The sequence below is a fragment of the Terrimonas alba genome (genome assembly GCF_042434975.1).
GTDB lineage: Bacteria > Bacteroidota > Bacteroidia > Chitinophagales > Chitinophagaceae > Terrimonas_B > Terrimonas_B alba.
Genome location: NZ_JBHMQM010000003.1, coordinates 573,999 through 592,464, shown reverse-complemented (window position 1 = coordinate 592,464; position 18,466 = coordinate 573,999). Strand labels below are relative to the sequence as shown.

At 42.3% G+C, this 18,466-nt stretch carries 15 protein-coding genes; 7 read left to right on the top strand and 8 right to left on the bottom strand.

What is annotated here, in order from left to right:
- Window positions 1-24: 24 nt before the first annotated feature.
- The 6 genes from ntrB (at window position 25) to ACFEL9_RS11390 (ending at window position 9,422) form a co-directional block, all read left to right on the top strand.
- On the top strand, window positions 25-804 hold the full coding sequence (ntrB, locus tag ACFEL9_RS11415) for a nitrate ABC transporter permease (protein ID WP_385889797.1): 780 nt from the start codon (window positions 25-27) through the stop codon (window positions 802-804).
- Window positions 805-831: 27 nt separating this feature from the next.
- Entirely contained in the window at window positions 832-1,695 is an 864-nt protein-coding gene (locus tag ACFEL9_RS11410; RefSeq protein ID WP_385889795.1) for an ABC transporter ATP-binding protein, read from the top strand.
- Window positions 1,696-1,722: 27 nt separating this feature from the next.
- Complete coding sequence (locus ACFEL9_RS11405) at window positions 1,723-3,042, top strand: MFS transporter (RefSeq protein ID WP_385889793.1); 1,320 nt, start codon at window positions 1,723-1,725, stop codon at window positions 3,040-3,042.
- A 343-nt stretch (window positions 3,043-3,385) separates the two neighbouring features.
- Window positions 3,386-6,949 carry a molybdopterin-dependent oxidoreductase gene (locus ACFEL9_RS11400; RefSeq protein ID WP_385889790.1) on the top strand — a complete coding sequence of 1,188 codons (3,564 nt, stop codon included), beginning with the start codon at window positions 3,386-3,388 and terminating at the stop codon, window positions 6,947-6,949.
- A gap of 23 nt (window positions 6,950-6,972) precedes the next feature.
- Window positions 6,973-7,926 carry a nitrate reductase associated protein gene (locus ACFEL9_RS11395; protein ID WP_385889788.1) on the top strand — a complete coding sequence of 318 codons (954 nt, stop codon included), beginning with the start codon at window positions 6,973-6,975 and terminating at the stop codon, window positions 7,924-7,926.
- Window positions 7,927-7,931: 5 nt separating this feature from the next.
- Window positions 7,932-9,422, top strand: a complete 1,491-nt coding sequence (locus ACFEL9_RS11390) for a rubredoxin (RefSeq protein ID WP_385889786.1) — start codon at window positions 7,932-7,934, stop codon at window positions 9,420-9,422.
- On the opposite strand, the gene mobA is transcribed toward ACFEL9_RS11390, so the two are convergent.
- From mobA to ACFEL9_RS11360, 6 genes are all read right to left on the bottom strand, one after another.
- Entirely contained in the window at window positions 9,408-9,992 is a 585-nt protein-coding gene (gene mobA / locus ACFEL9_RS11385) for a molybdenum cofactor guanylyltransferase (protein WP_385889784.1), read from the bottom strand. The two genes, ACFEL9_RS11390 and mobA, sit on opposite strands and share 15 nt — an antisense overlap.
- A gap of 14 nt (window positions 9,993-10,006) precedes the next feature.
- Window positions 10,007-10,303 (bottom strand): Rdx family protein, encoded by a 297-nt coding sequence (locus ACFEL9_RS11380; RefSeq protein WP_385889782.1) that lies wholly within the window; start codon window positions 10,301-10,303, stop codon window positions 10,007-10,009.
- Window positions 10,304-10,443: 140 nt separating this feature from the next.
- A complete protein-coding gene (locus ACFEL9_RS11375) occupies window positions 10,444-10,860 on the bottom strand; it encodes a hypothetical protein (protein ID WP_385889779.1) in 417 nt (138 codons plus the stop codon).
- Between the two features lie 374 nt (window positions 10,861-11,234).
- Window positions 11,235-12,023, bottom strand: a complete 789-nt coding sequence (locus ACFEL9_RS11370; RefSeq protein ID WP_385889776.1) for a DUF4382 domain-containing protein — start codon at window positions 12,021-12,023, stop codon at window positions 11,235-11,237.
- A gap of 431 nt (window positions 12,024-12,454) precedes the next feature.
- Window positions 12,455-13,540 (bottom strand): serine hydrolase domain-containing protein, encoded by a 1,086-nt coding sequence (locus ACFEL9_RS11365; RefSeq protein ID WP_385889774.1) that lies wholly within the window; start codon window positions 13,538-13,540, stop codon window positions 12,455-12,457.
- Between the two features lie 519 nt (window positions 13,541-14,059).
- The gene (locus tag ACFEL9_RS11360; protein WP_276502584.1) at window positions 14,060-14,554 is read right to left on the bottom strand and encodes a DinB family protein; all 495 of its coding nucleotides are present in this window, start codon (window positions 14,552-14,554) and stop codon (window positions 14,060-14,062) included.
- Window positions 14,555-14,645: 91 nt separating this feature from the next.
- Here ACFEL9_RS11360 and ACFEL9_RS11355 point away from each other — a divergent pair, with 91 nt between their 5' ends.
- Window positions 14,646-17,030, top strand: coding sequence for a hypothetical protein (locus ACFEL9_RS11355; protein ID WP_385889772.1), 2,385 nt, complete (start codon window positions 14,646-14,648; stop codon window positions 17,028-17,030).
- Window positions 17,031-17,403: 373 nt separating this feature from the next.
- Here the strand turns inward: ACFEL9_RS11355 and ACFEL9_RS11350 are convergent, their stop codons facing one another.
- On the bottom strand, window positions 17,404-17,754 hold the full coding sequence (locus tag ACFEL9_RS11350; RefSeq protein ID WP_385889770.1) for a DUF2200 domain-containing protein: 351 nt from the start codon (window positions 17,752-17,754) through the stop codon (window positions 17,404-17,406).
- A gap of 145 nt (window positions 17,755-17,899) precedes the next feature.
- Complete coding sequence (locus ACFEL9_RS11345; protein WP_385889768.1) at window positions 17,900-18,448, bottom strand: dihydrofolate reductase family protein; 549 nt, start codon at window positions 18,446-18,448, stop codon at window positions 17,900-17,902.
- Window positions 18,449-18,466: the final 18 nt, after the last annotated feature.

The window sequence follows — 18,466 nt, the reverse complement described above, 5'->3', positions numbered from 1 at the left end:
GCACCAAACATTAAAAAAAAGGTTATGATAAAAAAGTTTTTACCGGCCGTTTATTTTATAATAGGAATTGCCCTGTTGCTGGGCCTGTTTGATATAGCCAGCTGGATTACTGCGTCCAACAAAATACCTATTCCGTCGGCCTCAAAAGTTTTGGGCACTTTATATGATCTGTGGAAAGATCCTTTTTATGATAACGGTCCCAATGATAAGGGCATCGGTCACCAGTTGTTGAAATCGTTGGTGACGGTGTTTAAAGGATTCCTGTTAGCTACCATGGTAGCACTACCTGTCGGTTACCTGATTGGTTCCAGTAAAACCATGATGCGGATATTAAATCCCGCTATCCAGGTATTGCGCCCGGTTTCTCCATTAGCATGGTTTCCTCTAGGACTTGCATTGTTTGAAGCATCGGATAAGGCCGCAGTCTTCGCCGTTTTTATTACCTGTATCTGGCCAACGCTGGTGAATACAGCGCTGGGGGTTGCTTCTGTTCCCAACGATCATAAAAACGTGGGCAAGGCGTTTGGATTTTCAAAATGGAAGACCATCACCAAAATTTATTTGCCGTTTAGTCTTCCTTATATTTTTACCGGGCTGAAATTAAGTATCGGTGTAGCCTGGTTGGTGATCGTTGCCGCCGAAATGCTTTCCGGCGGCGCCGGTATCGGTTTTTTTGTATGGGATAGTTGGAATGCTTCGAGCCTTGAAAAAGTGGTAGCGGCGATATTAATCATCGGTGTGATTGGTTTGTTGCTGGACAGAGCATTTTCTGCATTGCAGCACAAATACAGTTATGCATCATAACCATTTTAAAATTTTAAAAAGCGAATCATGGAAACTCCTGTAGTAAAAATAGATACTGCTTCGATAGCTGAAGAATTAATCGGCTCGGCCATTTATGGAAATGCTATAGAGATAGATAACCTGACAATAAGTTTTAAAACAGCAGACGGTATCTACACCGCGATCAAAGAGATTTCTTTATCCGTTAAAAAAGGCGAGATCGTTTCGTTGATCGGACATTCCGGTTGTGGTAAGTCCACTTTGATGGGAGCCATCAGCGGCATGGTAAAACCAACCAGCGGTTCCGTTTTCGCCAATGGTAAAGCCGTAACAGGTCCGGGGCCTGACAGGGGAATTGTTTTCCAGAATTATTCGCTGCTGCCCTGGCTTAGTGTATATAAGAATATTTATGAAGCTGTTGATTCAGCCCTGAAAGATCTGTCGACAGCTGAAAAGAAAGAACTGGTGGCAAAAAATCTGAAGCAGGTAAACTTGTGGGATCATAAAGACAAACTGCCCGGCCAGCTGTCCGGCGGTATGAAACAGCGTGTCGCTATTGCCAGGGCTTTTGCTATCAATCCTTCTATTCTATTGCTGGATGAACCCTTTGGCGCACTCGATGCACTGACAAAAAGTAATATGCATGTTGAGTTGCTGAAACTCTGGAACCTTGATAACCGGGAAAAGACAATTGTAATGGTAACGCATGATATTGAAGAAGCCATCTTCCTCAGCGATCGGGTAGTAGTGTTGAACAATGGTCCCGCCGCTACCATCAAGGAGATCGTAGATGTAACGCTTCCCCGTCCCCGCAATAAAAAAGAAATCGTGCATGATCAGGCATATATGACTACGCATGACAAGCTGTTGAACTTATTGATCGATAAATTTTCAATTGACGATATACATTGATTCTGTTAAACATTTAAAAACCGGTTCATGGAACAAAAATCATTACTGCAGCCACTGGATAAGCTCAACATTTTTTCATTGAAGGGTGTTCAAATGAAAACCTTTCATATTACCTGGCTTACTTTCTTCTTTTGTTTTTTCGCCTGGTTTGGTATTGCACCATTGATGCCATTGGTCAGTGAGTCATTGCATTTAACCAAGGCCCAAAAGGGAAATGTAGCTATTGCTGCGGTCAGTGCTACCATCATCGCAAGATTAATTATTGGCAGGCTGACCGATAAATATGGTCCACGTAAAGTTTATACCTGGCTGCTGGTGATTTGTGCTTTCCCGGTTATGTTGATCGGACTGGCCGATAGTTATATCACGTTCCTGTTATTTCGCCTGGGAATTGGGGTAATCGGGGCTTCATTTGTATTAACACAGTTTCATACATCAGTGATGTTTGCACCCAATATCAAAGGTACCGCCAATGCAACGGCGGGTGGTTTTGGAAATACAGGTGGTGGCGCCACACAGATAATGATGCCCTTGATCGCAGCCGGATTGGTGGGAGCAGGTTGGGTAAGCCAGGCCGATAGCTGGAGATATGCTATGATTGTTCCCGGGATATTATTATTGGTAATGGCCTGGCTGTACTGGAAATATACCAAAGACACACCGGCAGGCAATTTCGATGAATTGCCGGTGACAGAAACAGGGAAAAAAGAAAATACTTTTTTAATAGCTGCTAAAGATTATCGTACCTGGGTATTGACCATAGCCTATGCTGCTTGTTTCGGTGTTGAGATCACGGTTGACAATTTTGCCGCCTCTTATTTTCATGATGACTATAAAGCCACCTTAATTTTTGCAGGCTTGTTGGCCAGTCTTTTTGGTTGGCTCAATCTTTTTGCCCGTGCATTGGGTGGTATTGTATCTGACAAAGTGGGTAAGCGTTTTGGTTTTAATGGGAAGGTAAGCCTGTTGGCCATTCTGTTACTATTGGAAGGCGTAGGCATCATGTTATTTTCCAATGCCGGAGGTTTAGTATTGGCTATCACCATGATGTTCTTTTTTGGCTTGTGCTTAAAAATGGCCAATGGGGCAACTTATAGTATTGTTCCGTTTATTAATCCAAAAGCAGTAGGCAGTGTAGCCGGTATCGTAGGTGCGGGAGGTAATATCGGCGCGATGGTAATTGGCTTTTTATTTAAATCGATGTCTTATTCAGCAGCATTTCTTTATCTCGGCGCCGCGGTATTTGCTGTAGGCGTTGTGGTGCTGGTGGTTCGATTAATGAGTAAAAAGGAAGTAGAAAATAAATTGGCAGAACCGGTGGCGATATCAGAGGCTGCGGCGGCGTAAAAACCCTCCCGATCCCGACGAAATGTCGGGACCACCAATACACAGCCCTCGCTTTTCGGGGATTCAAAAAAATATCAGAGTCTTCGGGAATGGTGATTAGAGATATAAAGACGAGGCGATAGTTATGAAGATTGGATTAGTAGAAGGTAGTAAGAGATCTTCCCTTCCTTGAAGGGGCGAATTTCGGAGACTCGATGCTGTAGGAGATTGAGGTGGGTTGCCGCTACTTCGACTTCGCTCAGTAGAGAACAAAGGGATGAAGATTGCGACTTGCCTACCGGCAGGCAGGCGCAACCAAAGCCGATAGTAGTGCTAAAGCTTGTCACAAAAAAATAATTAAAAGTTGAGTGATATAAATTCCATAGACGATTTTTCAAAACATCTTCATAAGGATGGAGAATATAAAACGACTTGCTGCTATTGTGGAGTAGGTTGCGGTATTGTTGTAAAAAAAGATAAGCTTGGCAGAGTCTCTGTCGAAGGCGATGCTTCCCATCCCGTCAATAAAGGAATGCTTTGCAGTAAGGGGATGAACCTTCATCATACGGTGAATGACAAATCTGACAGGCTGTTGTATCCCGAAATGCGTTATAGCCGCAATCAGCCCCGGCAAAGGGTTTCATGGGATGCAGCCCTGGAAAGAACGGCGGCGGTATTCAAAACTTTCATTGATAAATATGGTCCTGACTCGGTCGCTTTCTATGCTTCCGGTCAGTGCCTGACGGAAGAATATTATGTCGTCAATAAACTGATCAAAGGATTTATCGGCAGTAATAATATTGATACCAATTCCCGGCTTTGCATGAGCAGTGCGGTGGTGGGTTATAAAATGAGTTTGGGTGAGGACAGTGTACCGGTAAGTTATGATGACCTGGAGCTGGCGGACTGCATTTTTGTAGCAGGTGCGAACCCTGCCTGGTGTCACCCGATATTATGGCGAAGAGTAGAAGCAGCGAGAGAGAAAAATCCGGCGCTGAAAATTATTGTCAGTGATCCACGCAAGACACAAACCTGTTCCATTGCTGATCTTCATTTGCAGTTAAATCCCGGCACCGATATCACCCTGCATCATGCTATTGGCCGTTGCCTTATCGAAGAAGATGAAATCGATGGTGACTTTGTACAAAATCATACCGCGGGGTTTGAAAAATATAAAGCAGTTGTTTTTGAAAGATCCATTGCTGAAGCGGCTGCTATCTGTGGTGTAGCAGAAAAAGATATCCGGCTGGCGGCTTCTTTTATCGGAAGTGCAAAAGGATTTATCACCATGTGGACGATGGGATTGAATCAAAGTGTAATCGGGGTGAATAAAAATCTTTCACTGATCAATCTCAATTTAATTACGGGCCATATTGGCAAACCCGGCTCCGGGCCATTTTCCCTGACGGGGCAGCCCAATGCGATGGGTGGACGGGAAGTGGGAGGTCTTTCCAACTTACTGCCGGCACACAGGGATCTGTTGAATGAAACAGACCGCAACGAAGTAGAGAGATTCTGGCAGATACCATTGGGTACGATCCAGCCAAAGCCCGGCCTGACAGCAACAGAAATGTTTGATGCCCTGAACGATGGTAAACTAAAAGCCATCTGGATTCTTTGCACCAATCCGCTGATCAGTTTGCCGGATGTGCGCAAAGCAGAGCAAGGTTTAAAGAAAGCTAAATTCATTGTGGTCCAGGACGTAACCAGCAAACTGGAAACATTATCGTATGCCGATGTTGTTTTGCCCGCAGCTGCATGGGCCGAAAAAGAAGGCACCATGACCAATGCGGGGCGTTATATTTCCCTTCTCTCAAAAGTTATCGATGCGCCGGGTGAGGCACTGCCCGATGCAGAGATCATTTGCCGTTTCGCCAAAAAAATGGGGTACAGTGGCTTTGACTTTAAGAATGCCGGGGAGATTTATGCGGAGCATGCGGCCCTAACAAAAGGAACATCTATCGATATCAGTAATCTTGACTATAGTATTCTAAAAAAGAAGAGAACCGTTCAATGGCCTTATAATAAAGAGATCAATGGCCACGGCACACCGCGTTTATTCACGGATAAAAAATTTTATACCGAATCTCAAAGAGCTATTATTCATTCCTTTGACGATAGTAACCAAAGCGAAGGAGTGAATGAACAACATCCGTTGATCCTAACTACGGGTCGTATCCGGGATCACTGGCATACCATGAGCAAGACGGGTAAGGTAAATAAACTCCGCCAACATATCAGTGAAGCTTTTTTAGAAATTCACCCGGAAGATGCCACACGCAGAAATATCAAAGAAAATGATCTTGTAGAAGTTTTTAATGACCGCGGTAATGTGCGGGTTAAAGCAAAATTGTCGACGGATATCAAAGAAGGCGTGGTCTTCCTGCCGATGCATTGGGGCAAGGTATTGAACAGTGATCTGAACCGGGCCAATAATCTCACCAATAATTTGGTAGATGCAAAGAGTAAAGAACCAGACTTTAAATTCAGCGCTGTACAGGCAAGGTTGTATCAAACAGCAAAACAAAAAATTATTGTTGTTGGAGCGGGGGCAGGCGCCTGTGGCTTTGTAAAAAGCTACCGGGCATTAAATACGGAAGATGAAATTGAAATATTCAGTAAAGAAGATTTTCCTTTTTACAACCGGGTATTGCTTCCCGATTATATCAGTGGTACGCTACCGTGGCACAGTCTTGTTAAGATGACTGATGAAGAAGAGTATGACTACAATATCAAATTGCATCGTGGCGTAAGCATCGAGCACATTGACCGGGAAAAGAAAATCGTAACAGACAATAAAGGAAATGTTCACTCCTATGACATATTGATTATGGCGACTGGCAGCCGCGCAGCAATGCTACGGGATGTGCCGGCGATGAAAGGCATTTTCACGATGCGCAGCCGGTTAGATGCAGATAATTTTAAAGAGCATGTTGACGCTTCAAAAGGCGGGGTGGTGATCGTTGGTGGTGGTTTGTTGGGTATTGAACTGGCTGCATCTCTTCGTGAAGTAAATGTGGAAGTGACGATCGTTCAACGTATTTCCCGTTTAATGGACCGCCAGCTTGATCCTTTAGGTAGCCAGTTGCTGCATGAAGAACTTACTGATAAAGGCGTCGATATTTATTACAATGATGAAATCGAGAGATTCCTTGGCGATACCACGGTTTCCGGCATTCGTTTGAAAAGTGGTTTGATGATCAATTGCCAGGCTATTGTGATCGCTATTGGTACCGTGCCAAATATCGAAATAGCAAGGGCAAGCCAGCTGGAATGTAAACGCGGCGTGGTAGTGAATGAATACCTGCAGACAAATGATCCATCCGTTTTTGCCATTGGGGAAATAGCGGAGTTCAAAGGATTTTTATATGGAATCACTGCCGCTGCTGAACAGCAGGCCGATATCGTGGCGAGATATTTGAGCGGCGATATTTCTAAATATTACAGCGGTTCTTTATTGATGAATATCCTGAAAATGCATGGCACGGATCTGTGTTCACTGGGCGAAGTAGAATACCCCGATGATCCGGCCTACGAAGAGGTTGTGTTTATTGATAAAGCGAAACGATATTATAAAAAATGTATCATTCACAATGACCGGCTGATTGGCGCTATTTTGATCGGTGATAAAACGGAATTCCTCGAATACCGCAACCTGATTGAGAACAAAATCGAGTTGAGCGAAAAACGTTTACAATTACTTCGGTCAGGCAAAGCGCCGGAACCCGTCATTGGTAAATTGGTGTGCAGTTGTAACAACGTAGGTGAAGGCAATCTTATTAACAAGATAAATGAAGGATGCAGGGATCATTTACAATTGTGCCAGTTGAGTGGAGCGGGCATGGGTTGCGGCAGTTGCCGCCCGGAAGTGAAAGCCATTTTAGAAGCAAACATCAATTCATTACAAGTAAATTTAAAAATAGCATAAAAGTTACAAAACAGTTTTGCCAAATGAACACAGGAGTCAAAATCAAAAAAACGGATAGCAATGATCCCGATTTTCAGTTGTTGATCACTCGCCTCGATCATGAACTGTGGAATGAATTAAAAGAAGACCAGGCTACTTACGATCAGTATAATAAAGTGCCTGACATTAAAACCGCTGTTGTGTTATATGTAAATGATAAGCCTGTCGCCAGCGGATGTTTCAAAGAATATAATAAAGTAACGGTTGAGATAAAGAGAATGTTTGTTGAAAAGGAATTTAGGGGACAGGGGTTATCCATTTTGGTATTAGATGAATTGGAGAAATGGGCGAGAGAGCTGAATTTCCGCTACGCTATCCTGGAGACGAGTATCCATTTCCAGGCCGCTAAGGCGTTATATACAGGTGCAGGTTATCATATCGTCGAAAATTATGATCAATATAAAGGACTGGCAGAAAGTATTTGCATGAAAAAAAAATTATTTGAGGTAACAATACCTGCTGAATTCAGGGATTTAGACGGGGTAGAATATTTTTCATTTGAAGAAGAATTCGTAGAAAAGAATATCCGCTGTATCCCCATGATAGTAAGATTTAAAATGGATAAAGCCGGGATCAAGTTGAAGCTAAGCGAATGGACTAAGTTCACTGTTAGTGAAAGAATCCAGTTGGCCAGTATGCCTTGTGAAGCGGAAAAAGAAGTAAAGCAGTATCATGAGTATTTGAGGAGCCTGGTGAAAAAACATACCAACAGGGATGCAACTTTATTAGACGTAGACAACTATCCCGAATGGAGATTGCAATACAGCATCCCGATTGAAGTAAGACAAAGGCTGGTGGATCAAAACACCGATATGAGTGTGGAGCAATGGCGTGACCTGACCAGGCTGCAGCGGTTTGCGCTGGTAAAATTGAGCCGCCCTGGCCACGAGAGTAAAAATTTTATCAAAGCAACCAGGGAGTTTGGAATAACCCAATAAAATAGATGCAAAGCAGGTTTATCATAAAAGTGAATTTCAGGGGAGGAATTATTTCTCCCGGCGAATTGTATAATATTTTGGTGGCCGCCACCAAAGCCGGAATCTATTATGTAAGCTTTGGACTGCGCCAGCAACTGCTGATTGATGTGCCTTCGGAAACAGCTCATGTTTTAACGGAGGAATTAAAACGCCTTGATATACCGTTCGAAAATGAAACGGATGAATTTCCGAATATCATCAGCAGTTACCCTGCAGAAGAAGTTTTTATCAACAATACCTGGTTGAGCGAAGGTGTTTACAAGGATATCTTTGATTCGATCGATTATCAGCCGCGGCTGAAGATAAATGTATCGGACAGTAACCAAAGTTTTACACCCATGCTTACGGGCAATATCAACTGGGTGGCTTCGGCGACGGATCAACATTTTTGGCATCTTTTCATCCGCTTTCCTAAAACTAATACGGTTTATGAATGGAATGAAATGGTATACACCAACGATGTACCAAAGCTTTCAAAAGAAATAGAGCAAACTATTTTTAAATACCGTGACGATTTTTATGATAATGCGAAAGCCAACGGTGAACAGCTGTTTCAAAAAATAGCGGTCGAAAAATTTATTACAAAAAAAGCCGAAAAACCCGCGGTGTTGCCGGCGTTTAACCTGCCATACTATGAAGGCCTGAACCGCTATAACAATAAATATTGGCTGGGCATATACCGGCGAAATGAATTATTTCGCATTGACTTCCTGAAGGAGTTGTGCCTGCTCTGCCTGCATACCAAAATTGGCCAGTTATGTTCTACTCCCTGGAAAACGATCATTATAAAGGGAATCGAGGAGAAAGATAAAGCGGCCTGGAACCGCCTGTTGGAAAAATACCAGATCAACGTAAGGCATGCGGCCAATGAACTCAATTTCCAGGTAGAAGAAAACTGCAGTGATAGCCTCCAGTTAAAACAATACCTGGTAAAGGAGTTGAATAGTGAAGACATCAGGACATTCGGCGTATGTATCGGTATAAAATCAAAAAAGAAAAGTGAGGTCTTCAGCAGTATTTTGATAAAGCGAAAGGCTTTGTTACGCTTTTTGGGCGTGGAGTTGTTTTTTGTATACGATATTTTGTGCGCCCATGATTTTAACCCCAATGAACGAACGGGCTTTGTCTTCAGCCGGAATAATCCTAAGTTTTTACTGGCCGATCAGCTACGGCGGGCGGTGATCGCTTTTTATAATAACCAGGCCAGTAAAATAAAAACAGAAAAGAAACCGGCAGTAAAGAAGGTTGAACAAAAAATACCTGAAATAACTTTTGTTCATCAATGTAAGCATTGTCTTACTGTGTATGATCCCGGGACAGGTGAACCGGATAGAAATATCAGCCCCAATACTTCATTCGAGTCGCTGCCGGATGATTATACCTGCGCCTTATGCGATGCGCCGAAAACTGATTTTACAAAAACTGAAAAAGAAAAGCTGGGTTTACAAACCGTTTAAATCGGCGTGGGCATTGAAATTCTTAAAATATTTTTTTTGCTCATCAGGAACAGCAATCGATTTTACCTGCAAATGATCCAGCGAAAATTTCATGCTGTATTTTAAAAGCTGCCCTGACTGTAAAAGTGAAAGTATAAATGCTAATCCCCCGGCCTTATAGATCCCACAAAGAGGCTCCGGCTCACCGTCTGTGGTAAAGACAAACGCTGTATCAGTTGAATCTTGCTGGTATAGGGAATATAACTCCTGTAGTAAAACTGTTTGCATCAATGGCAGATCGCAGGCAAGCACAAACAGGTCTTCATCCGGAAATTGCAAGTGGCTGCTCAAAACCCCAAGGAGCGGACCTTTTAGCGACAAGGTTGTGTTATCCGGAACCAGGTCTGTTTCGGGAAATAATTTTGCGTATTGGTTGAATTGGTCTTTATTAACCGAAATTTTTACAGGAATGTTTAAGACGGCCAACTTGTCAACAGCAGTTTGTGTCCATGTAGAAGCAGCTGTTGATATCAGCCCTTTGTCCTGGCCCATCCGGGAACTTTGACCGCCGCATAAAACAATGCCTGTCATAATTATTCAATTAATCAGTTGGCAGTATGATGTGGTTTTGTATCCGTATGACCAAGGCTCTTACCCGGAGCTGCGATATCACGAACCAATTGTTTCAGTTCTTTAATCTCAGGAAAACCGCCATATTCTTTCCGGTCAAAAATTTTCTTGCCATCGATAGTGATATGGAAATCACCGTTGATCTCGCTTGGTTGAAGCGTTACAGCTTTTAAGTCATTTTCAAAGGTGGTCAAAAATTCCTGGGCCATATAAGCCGCCCGCAGCAGCCAGTGACATTTAGGACAATATTCGATAACGATAACGGGTTTCATGCCTTCATTTATTTTGCTGAATAGTAAATTGTACAGCACAAGTTAAAAAGAAAAAGGCAACCGGCAGGTCTATTGATGATACTTGGAGGAATTTATCCCGGATTCGAAAAAATAATCATTCAAGCTATGTTGTGCGTACCTTATTTTGTTACTCTGTCTAATATATTATTGATGCGATTTGCAGATAAAACTGTGTAATGCCATCCACTTTCTCCGCTTGAATTAACATCAATTCTTATTGCCTGTCCTTTTCTTTTGAGTCCAATGGAAAAGCTGGAATTGTCTTTCAGGTTAAATTTGATGCTGCCGGCCTCTGCGAAGTTTTTCATATAGTTTTCGTCTTCGACATTGGCCTGATTTAAAGCTGTACAAATCTCCTCAATTGTTGAATGTTCGGCTATTAAAATATTGTGTTGAACAATGCTTCTAACTCCATTCTTTTCTGTTGGTTGAAGAACAATAGAGGTAACTTGTTGGCTTGTGATGTTCTTGACTTTAACCGTTTCTGCTTTTGTCTTTGAAAGGGGACCGAAGGTAGAAATGGTGATCAAAAACATTCCAATTATTAACGGAACATAGGCGTTTACCCTCTTCCACCCATAGCGAAAACAAAAAGCAATTCCGATACCCAAAAAGACTATTCCGATGAAAAGAGGTGTCATATTTACGCCATTGATGTTCGAACTATGTACGCTTCAAATTTAGTTCTAATCGCCAACAACCGGCCTAAGAGCATTTCACTTCTATTCAGAAACCTTCCTCAATTCGGTTGTTGATGTATGTCGTTTACAGCAACAAGTTATTCACAGCAGAAACACCAACAACAGCGTAATAGGCAGCCCTGCATACCAACAGCGGCATAAATAAAATAAAAGCCCTCCGTAACCGACTATTATTACGGAGGGCCTTTATAATTGTTGAATAATCTATTTTATGGTATCAGGGTAATAGTGTCCACCACAGTTACTTGTCCTAATGTAACAGGTATATTATTGATAGTTTGATCAGTATATCCATTATTGCCATCTGCCACCACTTTCCAGGTGCCTGCCGGTACGCCGCGAATCAAATAGTTACCAGTCACGCCATCAGGTATAGCACTTAATGAATCAGCTCCGGCAATCGCATATACGGCAGCTTGTGCTGCTGCGGGCTGTATGTTTCCTTTAATAGCGCCGCTGGTTGCTTCGGTAAAAGTGCGGATCACGGGTTTCAGCTTATAACTATCGTTACCGGTAACAACCACGGAACGGGCTGCATCAAAATCAATCCATAATTTATATTCCACGCCTTCTACCAGGTCGGCATGAATATTAAACTTCAATCCTGATGTTTGCGCCGACGGCGTCTCTAAGGGTAAAGGCAAGCTGGCGCCATCCACAACGATTGAATTGGCTGAGCCCAATATCAATCTTAACTGTGATACTTTACCTGCAGGCAGTTCAACAGATGACAACAAAGTATCCATACCGTTGGTAAATTCGAGCAGGTTATAGATGCCTGCGTTCACCGGCAATGTTTGCCATCCGTCATCGCCCTGGTCTGAACTTGTTTTTATCTCCACCTTTGCTACATCAATATAGAGGGCATCATAACCGGCCGGAGCGTCGGTCAGGTAAACGGAAAGACGGCTATTGCCTTTCTCTTTGCTGCAGGAAATAAAATAAAGACATGATAGTGTAAGGAAAATAATCCCCGAAAGGATACGAGTTGCTTTCATAAGTAGATGATTTTTTATACAGACCCGCTTCTATTCTTCCGGTTTAATTCATTTTCATATTTTTTTTTTACTGTGTTTAATCACCTGGAACTGCGCCGGTTTTTTTCGATGTATAGTTAGAAAATGTCCGGGTAGTATTACTAAACCTGAAAGTAAAAGGAGAATAAAATTACCAGTCCTCCAAAGGGGAATAAAGAAACTTGTAGTTGTCCTGGCATTGTTTAATTGTATCGTATGCACTTCTGCCCGGCCTGTATCAAATACTTTTTTCTAACTCCGGGCCGGCGTAGTGATTCGTTTGATTAAACGGGGTTATCGAGAGGCTATGACCGTTTGATTACCGGTTGTTGTAGTGACTTATACACGGGTTGACCTGGGCCAAATCGCCGGTGAGACAGTTTTCGATTCTAGTAGAGAGGAGAAGGACTAAATCAATACCCGATAACCATTTTCAGCTTACCCCATAGTTCATTATCAAAACTTGAAACGGCTAACTGCACATTTCCTGCCGATTCGCCCATACGGATGACGACAAGCTTTTGCGAAGGCACTACATAAACCTTCTGATCATTCTTTCCCAGTGCGGCGTACATATCAGCGGGTGCGGAAGGCGTCATCATACCGGGAAAAACAAACTGGAGTGATGGCAGCATATAACTTGCTTTTCCATTCAGCCAGGTAAGATGACCGTAGGATAAATTCAGGTTCTGCGATGTATTGATCTGCGCAGTGAAATAATTGGTATCACGTAGAACGGGTGTTTGATCCCATTTACCTTTATTTAGCAGTAACAGGCCAAACCGGGCCATACTGCGGGCACTGCTGTAATACACATTATTGTAGCCTGTCTTCACCCATAGCCCGTTCATCCCAATTACATTCCTGATCTTTTGCTGAAAATAATTATTGTAGGAAGTGCCACTGGCTTTTTCCACTACTTTATCTAATAAAGTGTAAGGAGCATTATGATAGGCCCAGCGGGTGCCGGCATCTGCTTTGTATACCAGGCAGGATGGCGACGTGCAATCATTATCGGGTGTTACTGCATCATCCAGCCCGGTGGTCATGGTCAACTGGTGGCGGATTGTAACCATGTTTTCTTTAGCAACCGGTAATGATGTCCATCCTGTACCCAGGTATTGCGATGTTTTATCGCTGATGTTTAAGATTCCTTCCTGCTGAGCAATGCCAATGAGCAGCCCCGTCATAGTTTTTCCGGCAGAAGCCCAATACCAGTTGCTGTCGGCGGTAAAACTTCCGAAGTAACGTTCAGTCACCAACCTGCCATTTTTAAGAATAAGAAAGGCCTTCGTGCCTTTTTGCTCCAGGTAGGAATAAAGATTATTCAGTTCTGTTTCATTCCAGCCCAGTGAAGCAGCAGAGGTGGTTTGCCATTCCGTACCGGTAACAGGCGGGAAATACATTGAATCAGCAGGCGGGGGACTGTCAACGGGGTTATCTTTTTTGCAGGATGCAAAGAACAGCACGAGGATGAGCAGCAGGTTATAGTTTCTCATAAGTAGCATTGAGTTTTTTCGACGGGAAAAGGATCAGCGGGTTTAACGCGGCACAAAATAAAAAGGGAAGCTGGTTTATGCAATGCTGCAATGAACTATGGGTGAGTTGGTATCATATTAACCCCTTTTACTCCGCTGGTGTTCGAACTATGTACACTTTCAAATTTAGTTCTAATCAGTAACAACCGGACTAAGAACATTTCATTTACTATTCAGAAATCTTTCTCAATTCGGTTGTTGGTGTATGTCTTTTACAGCAACGGGTTGTTCAAAACAGAAACATCAACGGCGTAAGCCGCCATATAGCCAAGTCTTGTCCTGCATTAACTAAAAAGTTCGGAATAATGATGTTTATGTACCTGCCATAGCCGCCAAACGTAAATTTATGGCATAGTGTGTGTCCGTAAAGAAGGAGTGGGGGCCTTGGAGTGTGCCTTCACACAGCCTGGCAACAGAAAGGAGTGAAAATGTTTCCTTGTTAAAGGGGAAGAATAATTGAGCAGCTATTTTAATGATCACTTATGCATAACTCATCGGCTCATAGCCGAAATACCTTTTCAGTATACTTAGCTGACCAATATGGTATGCTTCATGATGGCAGATAAATGTAATAAACCCCCGCAGGGTGCTATCACCAATCGGTGTTTGAATAGGCGGGTCGGCCTGTAGTTCATCCTCGGTCAGGCTTTCCAGCCGGTCAATAATTTTTTCGGCAAAATCTTCCCAGCCCGCTGTCAGCTTATCCATTGAGGGATAATTTATATCATCCTGAATTCCTTTTCCTTTTTCAAAAAGTTCAGGATAGGGTTCCCTGTCGGTAAGCCCCAGCACCGTGCTGAGCATATAGCGGGTAGCAACAAGGTGACCGGTGATCCATGCTATATGATTAGGGCTGCCGCCAAAATGAGCTTTGGCATGCTCTTCCGTAATATCCCTTGTCACGTTAAGAAAAAGACGTGTTTGCAGCTTAAAAGTCTCAATTACCGGCTGTAAAGTTGTGGTTGCAGTTTCCATACACGCTGAAGTTTATCTTTGTATTAAAGTTACTGATATTATTTGTCCTCTGAATAGCCGTTCCTTCGTCATAATTATACATTAGTTCGGTATGTCTTACATCCGTTATATAAAAAGCAGCGAATACGCCGGCAATATTGAATTGCCGTTTATTACCCATTTCAGTTTTAAGAAAGTGATAGACTGGTGGCAGGGGCAACTAAATGAATTGGCTTCCTTTGAAGCCGACCGGGCTGCCGAAGTCTTAAAGCGGATAAACAAAAACCCTGCATTATCGGAACCATTTACCGATACAGCCTTTATTGAAAATAACCAGGAAGATATTCAACTGTTGTTGTCGCCGTTCTTTCCATCGCTTACTACTACGAATGAAACAAGAGCGGTTACCCTGCCATACCAGCCTTTTTTCTTTAATGTTACCAAACGCTTTGCGGGGGTACTCGACGCCGCTGATGGAGATATAGGAGTGCCCTTTAACAACGTGAATTTTATGTATGTGTTTGGTTGTGTCTCCATATTGAATGCACTTTATAGCGCCGGGATTAACTATACCCGCAATTTTTATTTTGATATCCGAGATAAAAAGACGGGTATTATGCACCGGTACCGGGCTTTTTTTAATGGTGATTTTGCACAGTTGAAGCCATTACAACAAATTGAAATAACCGGAAAAGATATCAGGGAGCTGGTAAATAATTTTGACAACATCGAATTATGGAAAAAGAAAATCCCGCCAAAGAGTTTCGTGCTGGAAGGGATCACCATCGTTACGCTTTTTGACGTTACGAGAGAAGAATCCATTTCGGCGCTGAAATATGACTTGTTGAAAAAAGATGCGCTGGTAATGCCCGATATTGTTGAGCGGATAAGAACGAACCTGGGCGCCCTGCTGAATGTGCCTCATCTTAAAACAGGTTTTATTTCCTGGGATAAAGGAAGAAACGTACTGCAATCATTGGGTTATGGATTCTGGAACAGTATCGTGCTGAGCGATAAAAAAACAAAAAAAATTGGAGATGCATTTTACGATGTTTCAGAGCAATGCATTTTTAATAAAAAGAATCCATTCATTTTGCCGGAAATAGAGGATGGGGATGTCGATAAAAATGTATTGTCCGTTCAACTGATTAAGCATAAACTAAAAAGTTATATAGCCATTCCATTACTGTACAATGATGAACTGATTGGGGTGCTGGAGCTCGGTTCCGAAAATGCCAATGAATTAAATGCCATTATCCCGCACAAATTGCAGGAAGTGGTTCCTCTGTTTACAACGGCATTAAAACGGTGGCAGGAGGAATTTGAAAACCAACTGGAGGCAATTATCCGCCAAAAGTGCACTGCTATCCATCCTACTGTTGCCTGGCGATTTACGGAAGCAGCAGAGAAATTAGTGAACAGCCTGCGTTTTTTTGCCGATGCCAGCATGGAGCAAATTGTATTCAATGATGTGTATCCACTGTATGGGCAAGTAGATATACAAGGTTCCTCCACCCGGCGCAACCTGTCCATACAGGGCGATTTGGTGGAACAACTAACGCTTGCTAAAGCGGTGCTGGATACGGCGGTAGATAAATTTTCTTTGCCTGTTTATAAAGAACTTCAGTTTCGCATTGAACGCTATATTGAAAAATTGGAGGGAGGTCTTGCCGCCGGCGATGAAAACCAGGTGCTGGAATTTTTAAAAACTGAAATTTATCCGGTATTCAATCACCTGCACACGCTGAGTCCTGAATTGCATGAAGCCCTGCTTGATTATGAAAAACAATTAGATCCCTCACTGGGCGTGATATATAAGCAACGGAAAGACTATGAGCAAAGTATAAAACTGATTAATGATAAGGTTTCCGCCTACCTGGATAAAACGCAGTTGGCTGCGCAAAATATGTTTCCCCATTATTTTGAAAAATATAAAACAGATGGCGTAGAACATAATTTGTATATCGGGCAAAGCCTGGTTAACCATAAAACATTTCATCCATTATACCTGCAGAACCTGCGGTTATGGCAATTGCTGGTAATGTGTGAAACAGAGAATGCCATACACCGGTTGAAGCCTAACTTAAAAACAAAGCTTGATATCTGTTCACTCATTTTGGTGCACAGCAATCCGCTGGCTATACGCTTCCGGATGGAAGAAAAGCGATTTGATGTGGACGGCGCCTATAATATCCGGTATGAGATTATGAAAAAACGGATTGATAAAGCCCTGGTAACGGAAACAAATGAACGGCTTACTCAACCCGGCAAAATTGCTATTGTGTATTCACAAGATAAGGAAGCCAAAGAATACATGAACTACCTGCGTTACCTGCAAAGCATCAATTATATCGGGCCCGGGATGGAATGGCTTACGCTGAAGGACCTGCAGGGTATTACCGGTCTGAAGGCATTGCGGGTAGAAGTGGTGTATCAGCAATCTTTTAATGGCGTTAAAGACAGTAAGGCGGTCGGGTTGCTGGAGAGGATGAATTAGATTAATAGTTTGGTCCGCAAATGAGCATCAATGACGAAACAGTAATCAGCATTCCTATCAGTATGGCTTCAATGGCATCATGATGACGAACACAGCTTTACATAGATACTTTTGTTGGCGTCAGGGTGGTTGTTGACCGGCTGTACCTGCTATATTGATTTGTATTTGAGGATTACTCCACCTGTCATTTGCGGCTGTGAAGAAATCAATGACAGTTTTCTTTCTGGCAATCCATTTGGAGACAAATATCTTCCTTTACCTGTAATAACAGGAGCAATGCAAATTCGAGGTTTTCTTTGATAAGATTCATGTATGTTTCGTTTTCACTTTTAAGAAGGCTGCAAATTTTTTTTCGCCATAAATATGGCATCGCTTACTTCCTTAAAATCTTCTCCATTGTCTTTCCTTTTGCCAATTCATCCACCAACTTATCTAGATAACGGATCTTTTGCATGAGTTTATCTTCGATTTCTTCTACACGATAACCACAAATTACACCTGTAATTTTCGAAACATTTGGATTGATTTGGGGTGCCTGGGCGAAAAAGGTTTCAAAATCGCTCTTCTTGTCTATTTGTTGTTGCAATGCTTGTTGACTATATCCTGTCAGCCAACAAATGATGGCATCTACTTCTTCCTTTGTGCGGCCCTTTTTCTCCGCTTTTTGAATATAATGCGGATAGACACCAGCAAATGACATTTTAAATACTCTTGTATTATCCATTTAAGTTGTTATTATTTATAAAAGTCAATTTCTTATAGTCAGCCGCAAGTTAGTACTGTTGTTAAAGGTTGCAGGCAACGTTTTGATATTGCTGCAGGTGAGATATTCATAACTGTCAGTCCGGACTGCAGCTTAGCTGTTCCTGCTATATTGAGTTGTATTTGAGGATTACTCCACCTGTCATTAGCGGCTGCGAAGAAATCAATGACAGTTTTCTTTCTGGCAATCCTTTTGCAAATAAATATCTTCCTTTACCAATAATAACAGGAGCAATGCAAATTCTATATTCGTCAATGAGGTTTTCTTTGATAAGAGTTTCAGACAAGTTTGCGCTGCCAAACACATACATGTCTTTGTTGCTCTTCGCTTTTAGTTTAGCGATTTCATTGGCTACATTTTCTTTTATCAAAATTGAGTTATTCCAGTCCACGGAGTTGAGTGTTCTGGAACATACTATTTTGGGAAGTTTATTCATAAAATCAGCAATTTCGCCTTTGGCAGTTTTCCAATATGCAGCCATACCCTCATAGGTAGTGCGACCAAATACCAAATAATCAGCAGCATTTAATTGCTCTAAGGAGAAACGTTCCGTTTCAGGCCCCCAAACTGTTTCATGAAAAGAAAGTTCCCAATTTTTTTCTCCTTCAAAGTAACCATCAAGCGTGATGACATTCCACATTATTAACTTGCTCATAGTCGTTTATGATTTTAT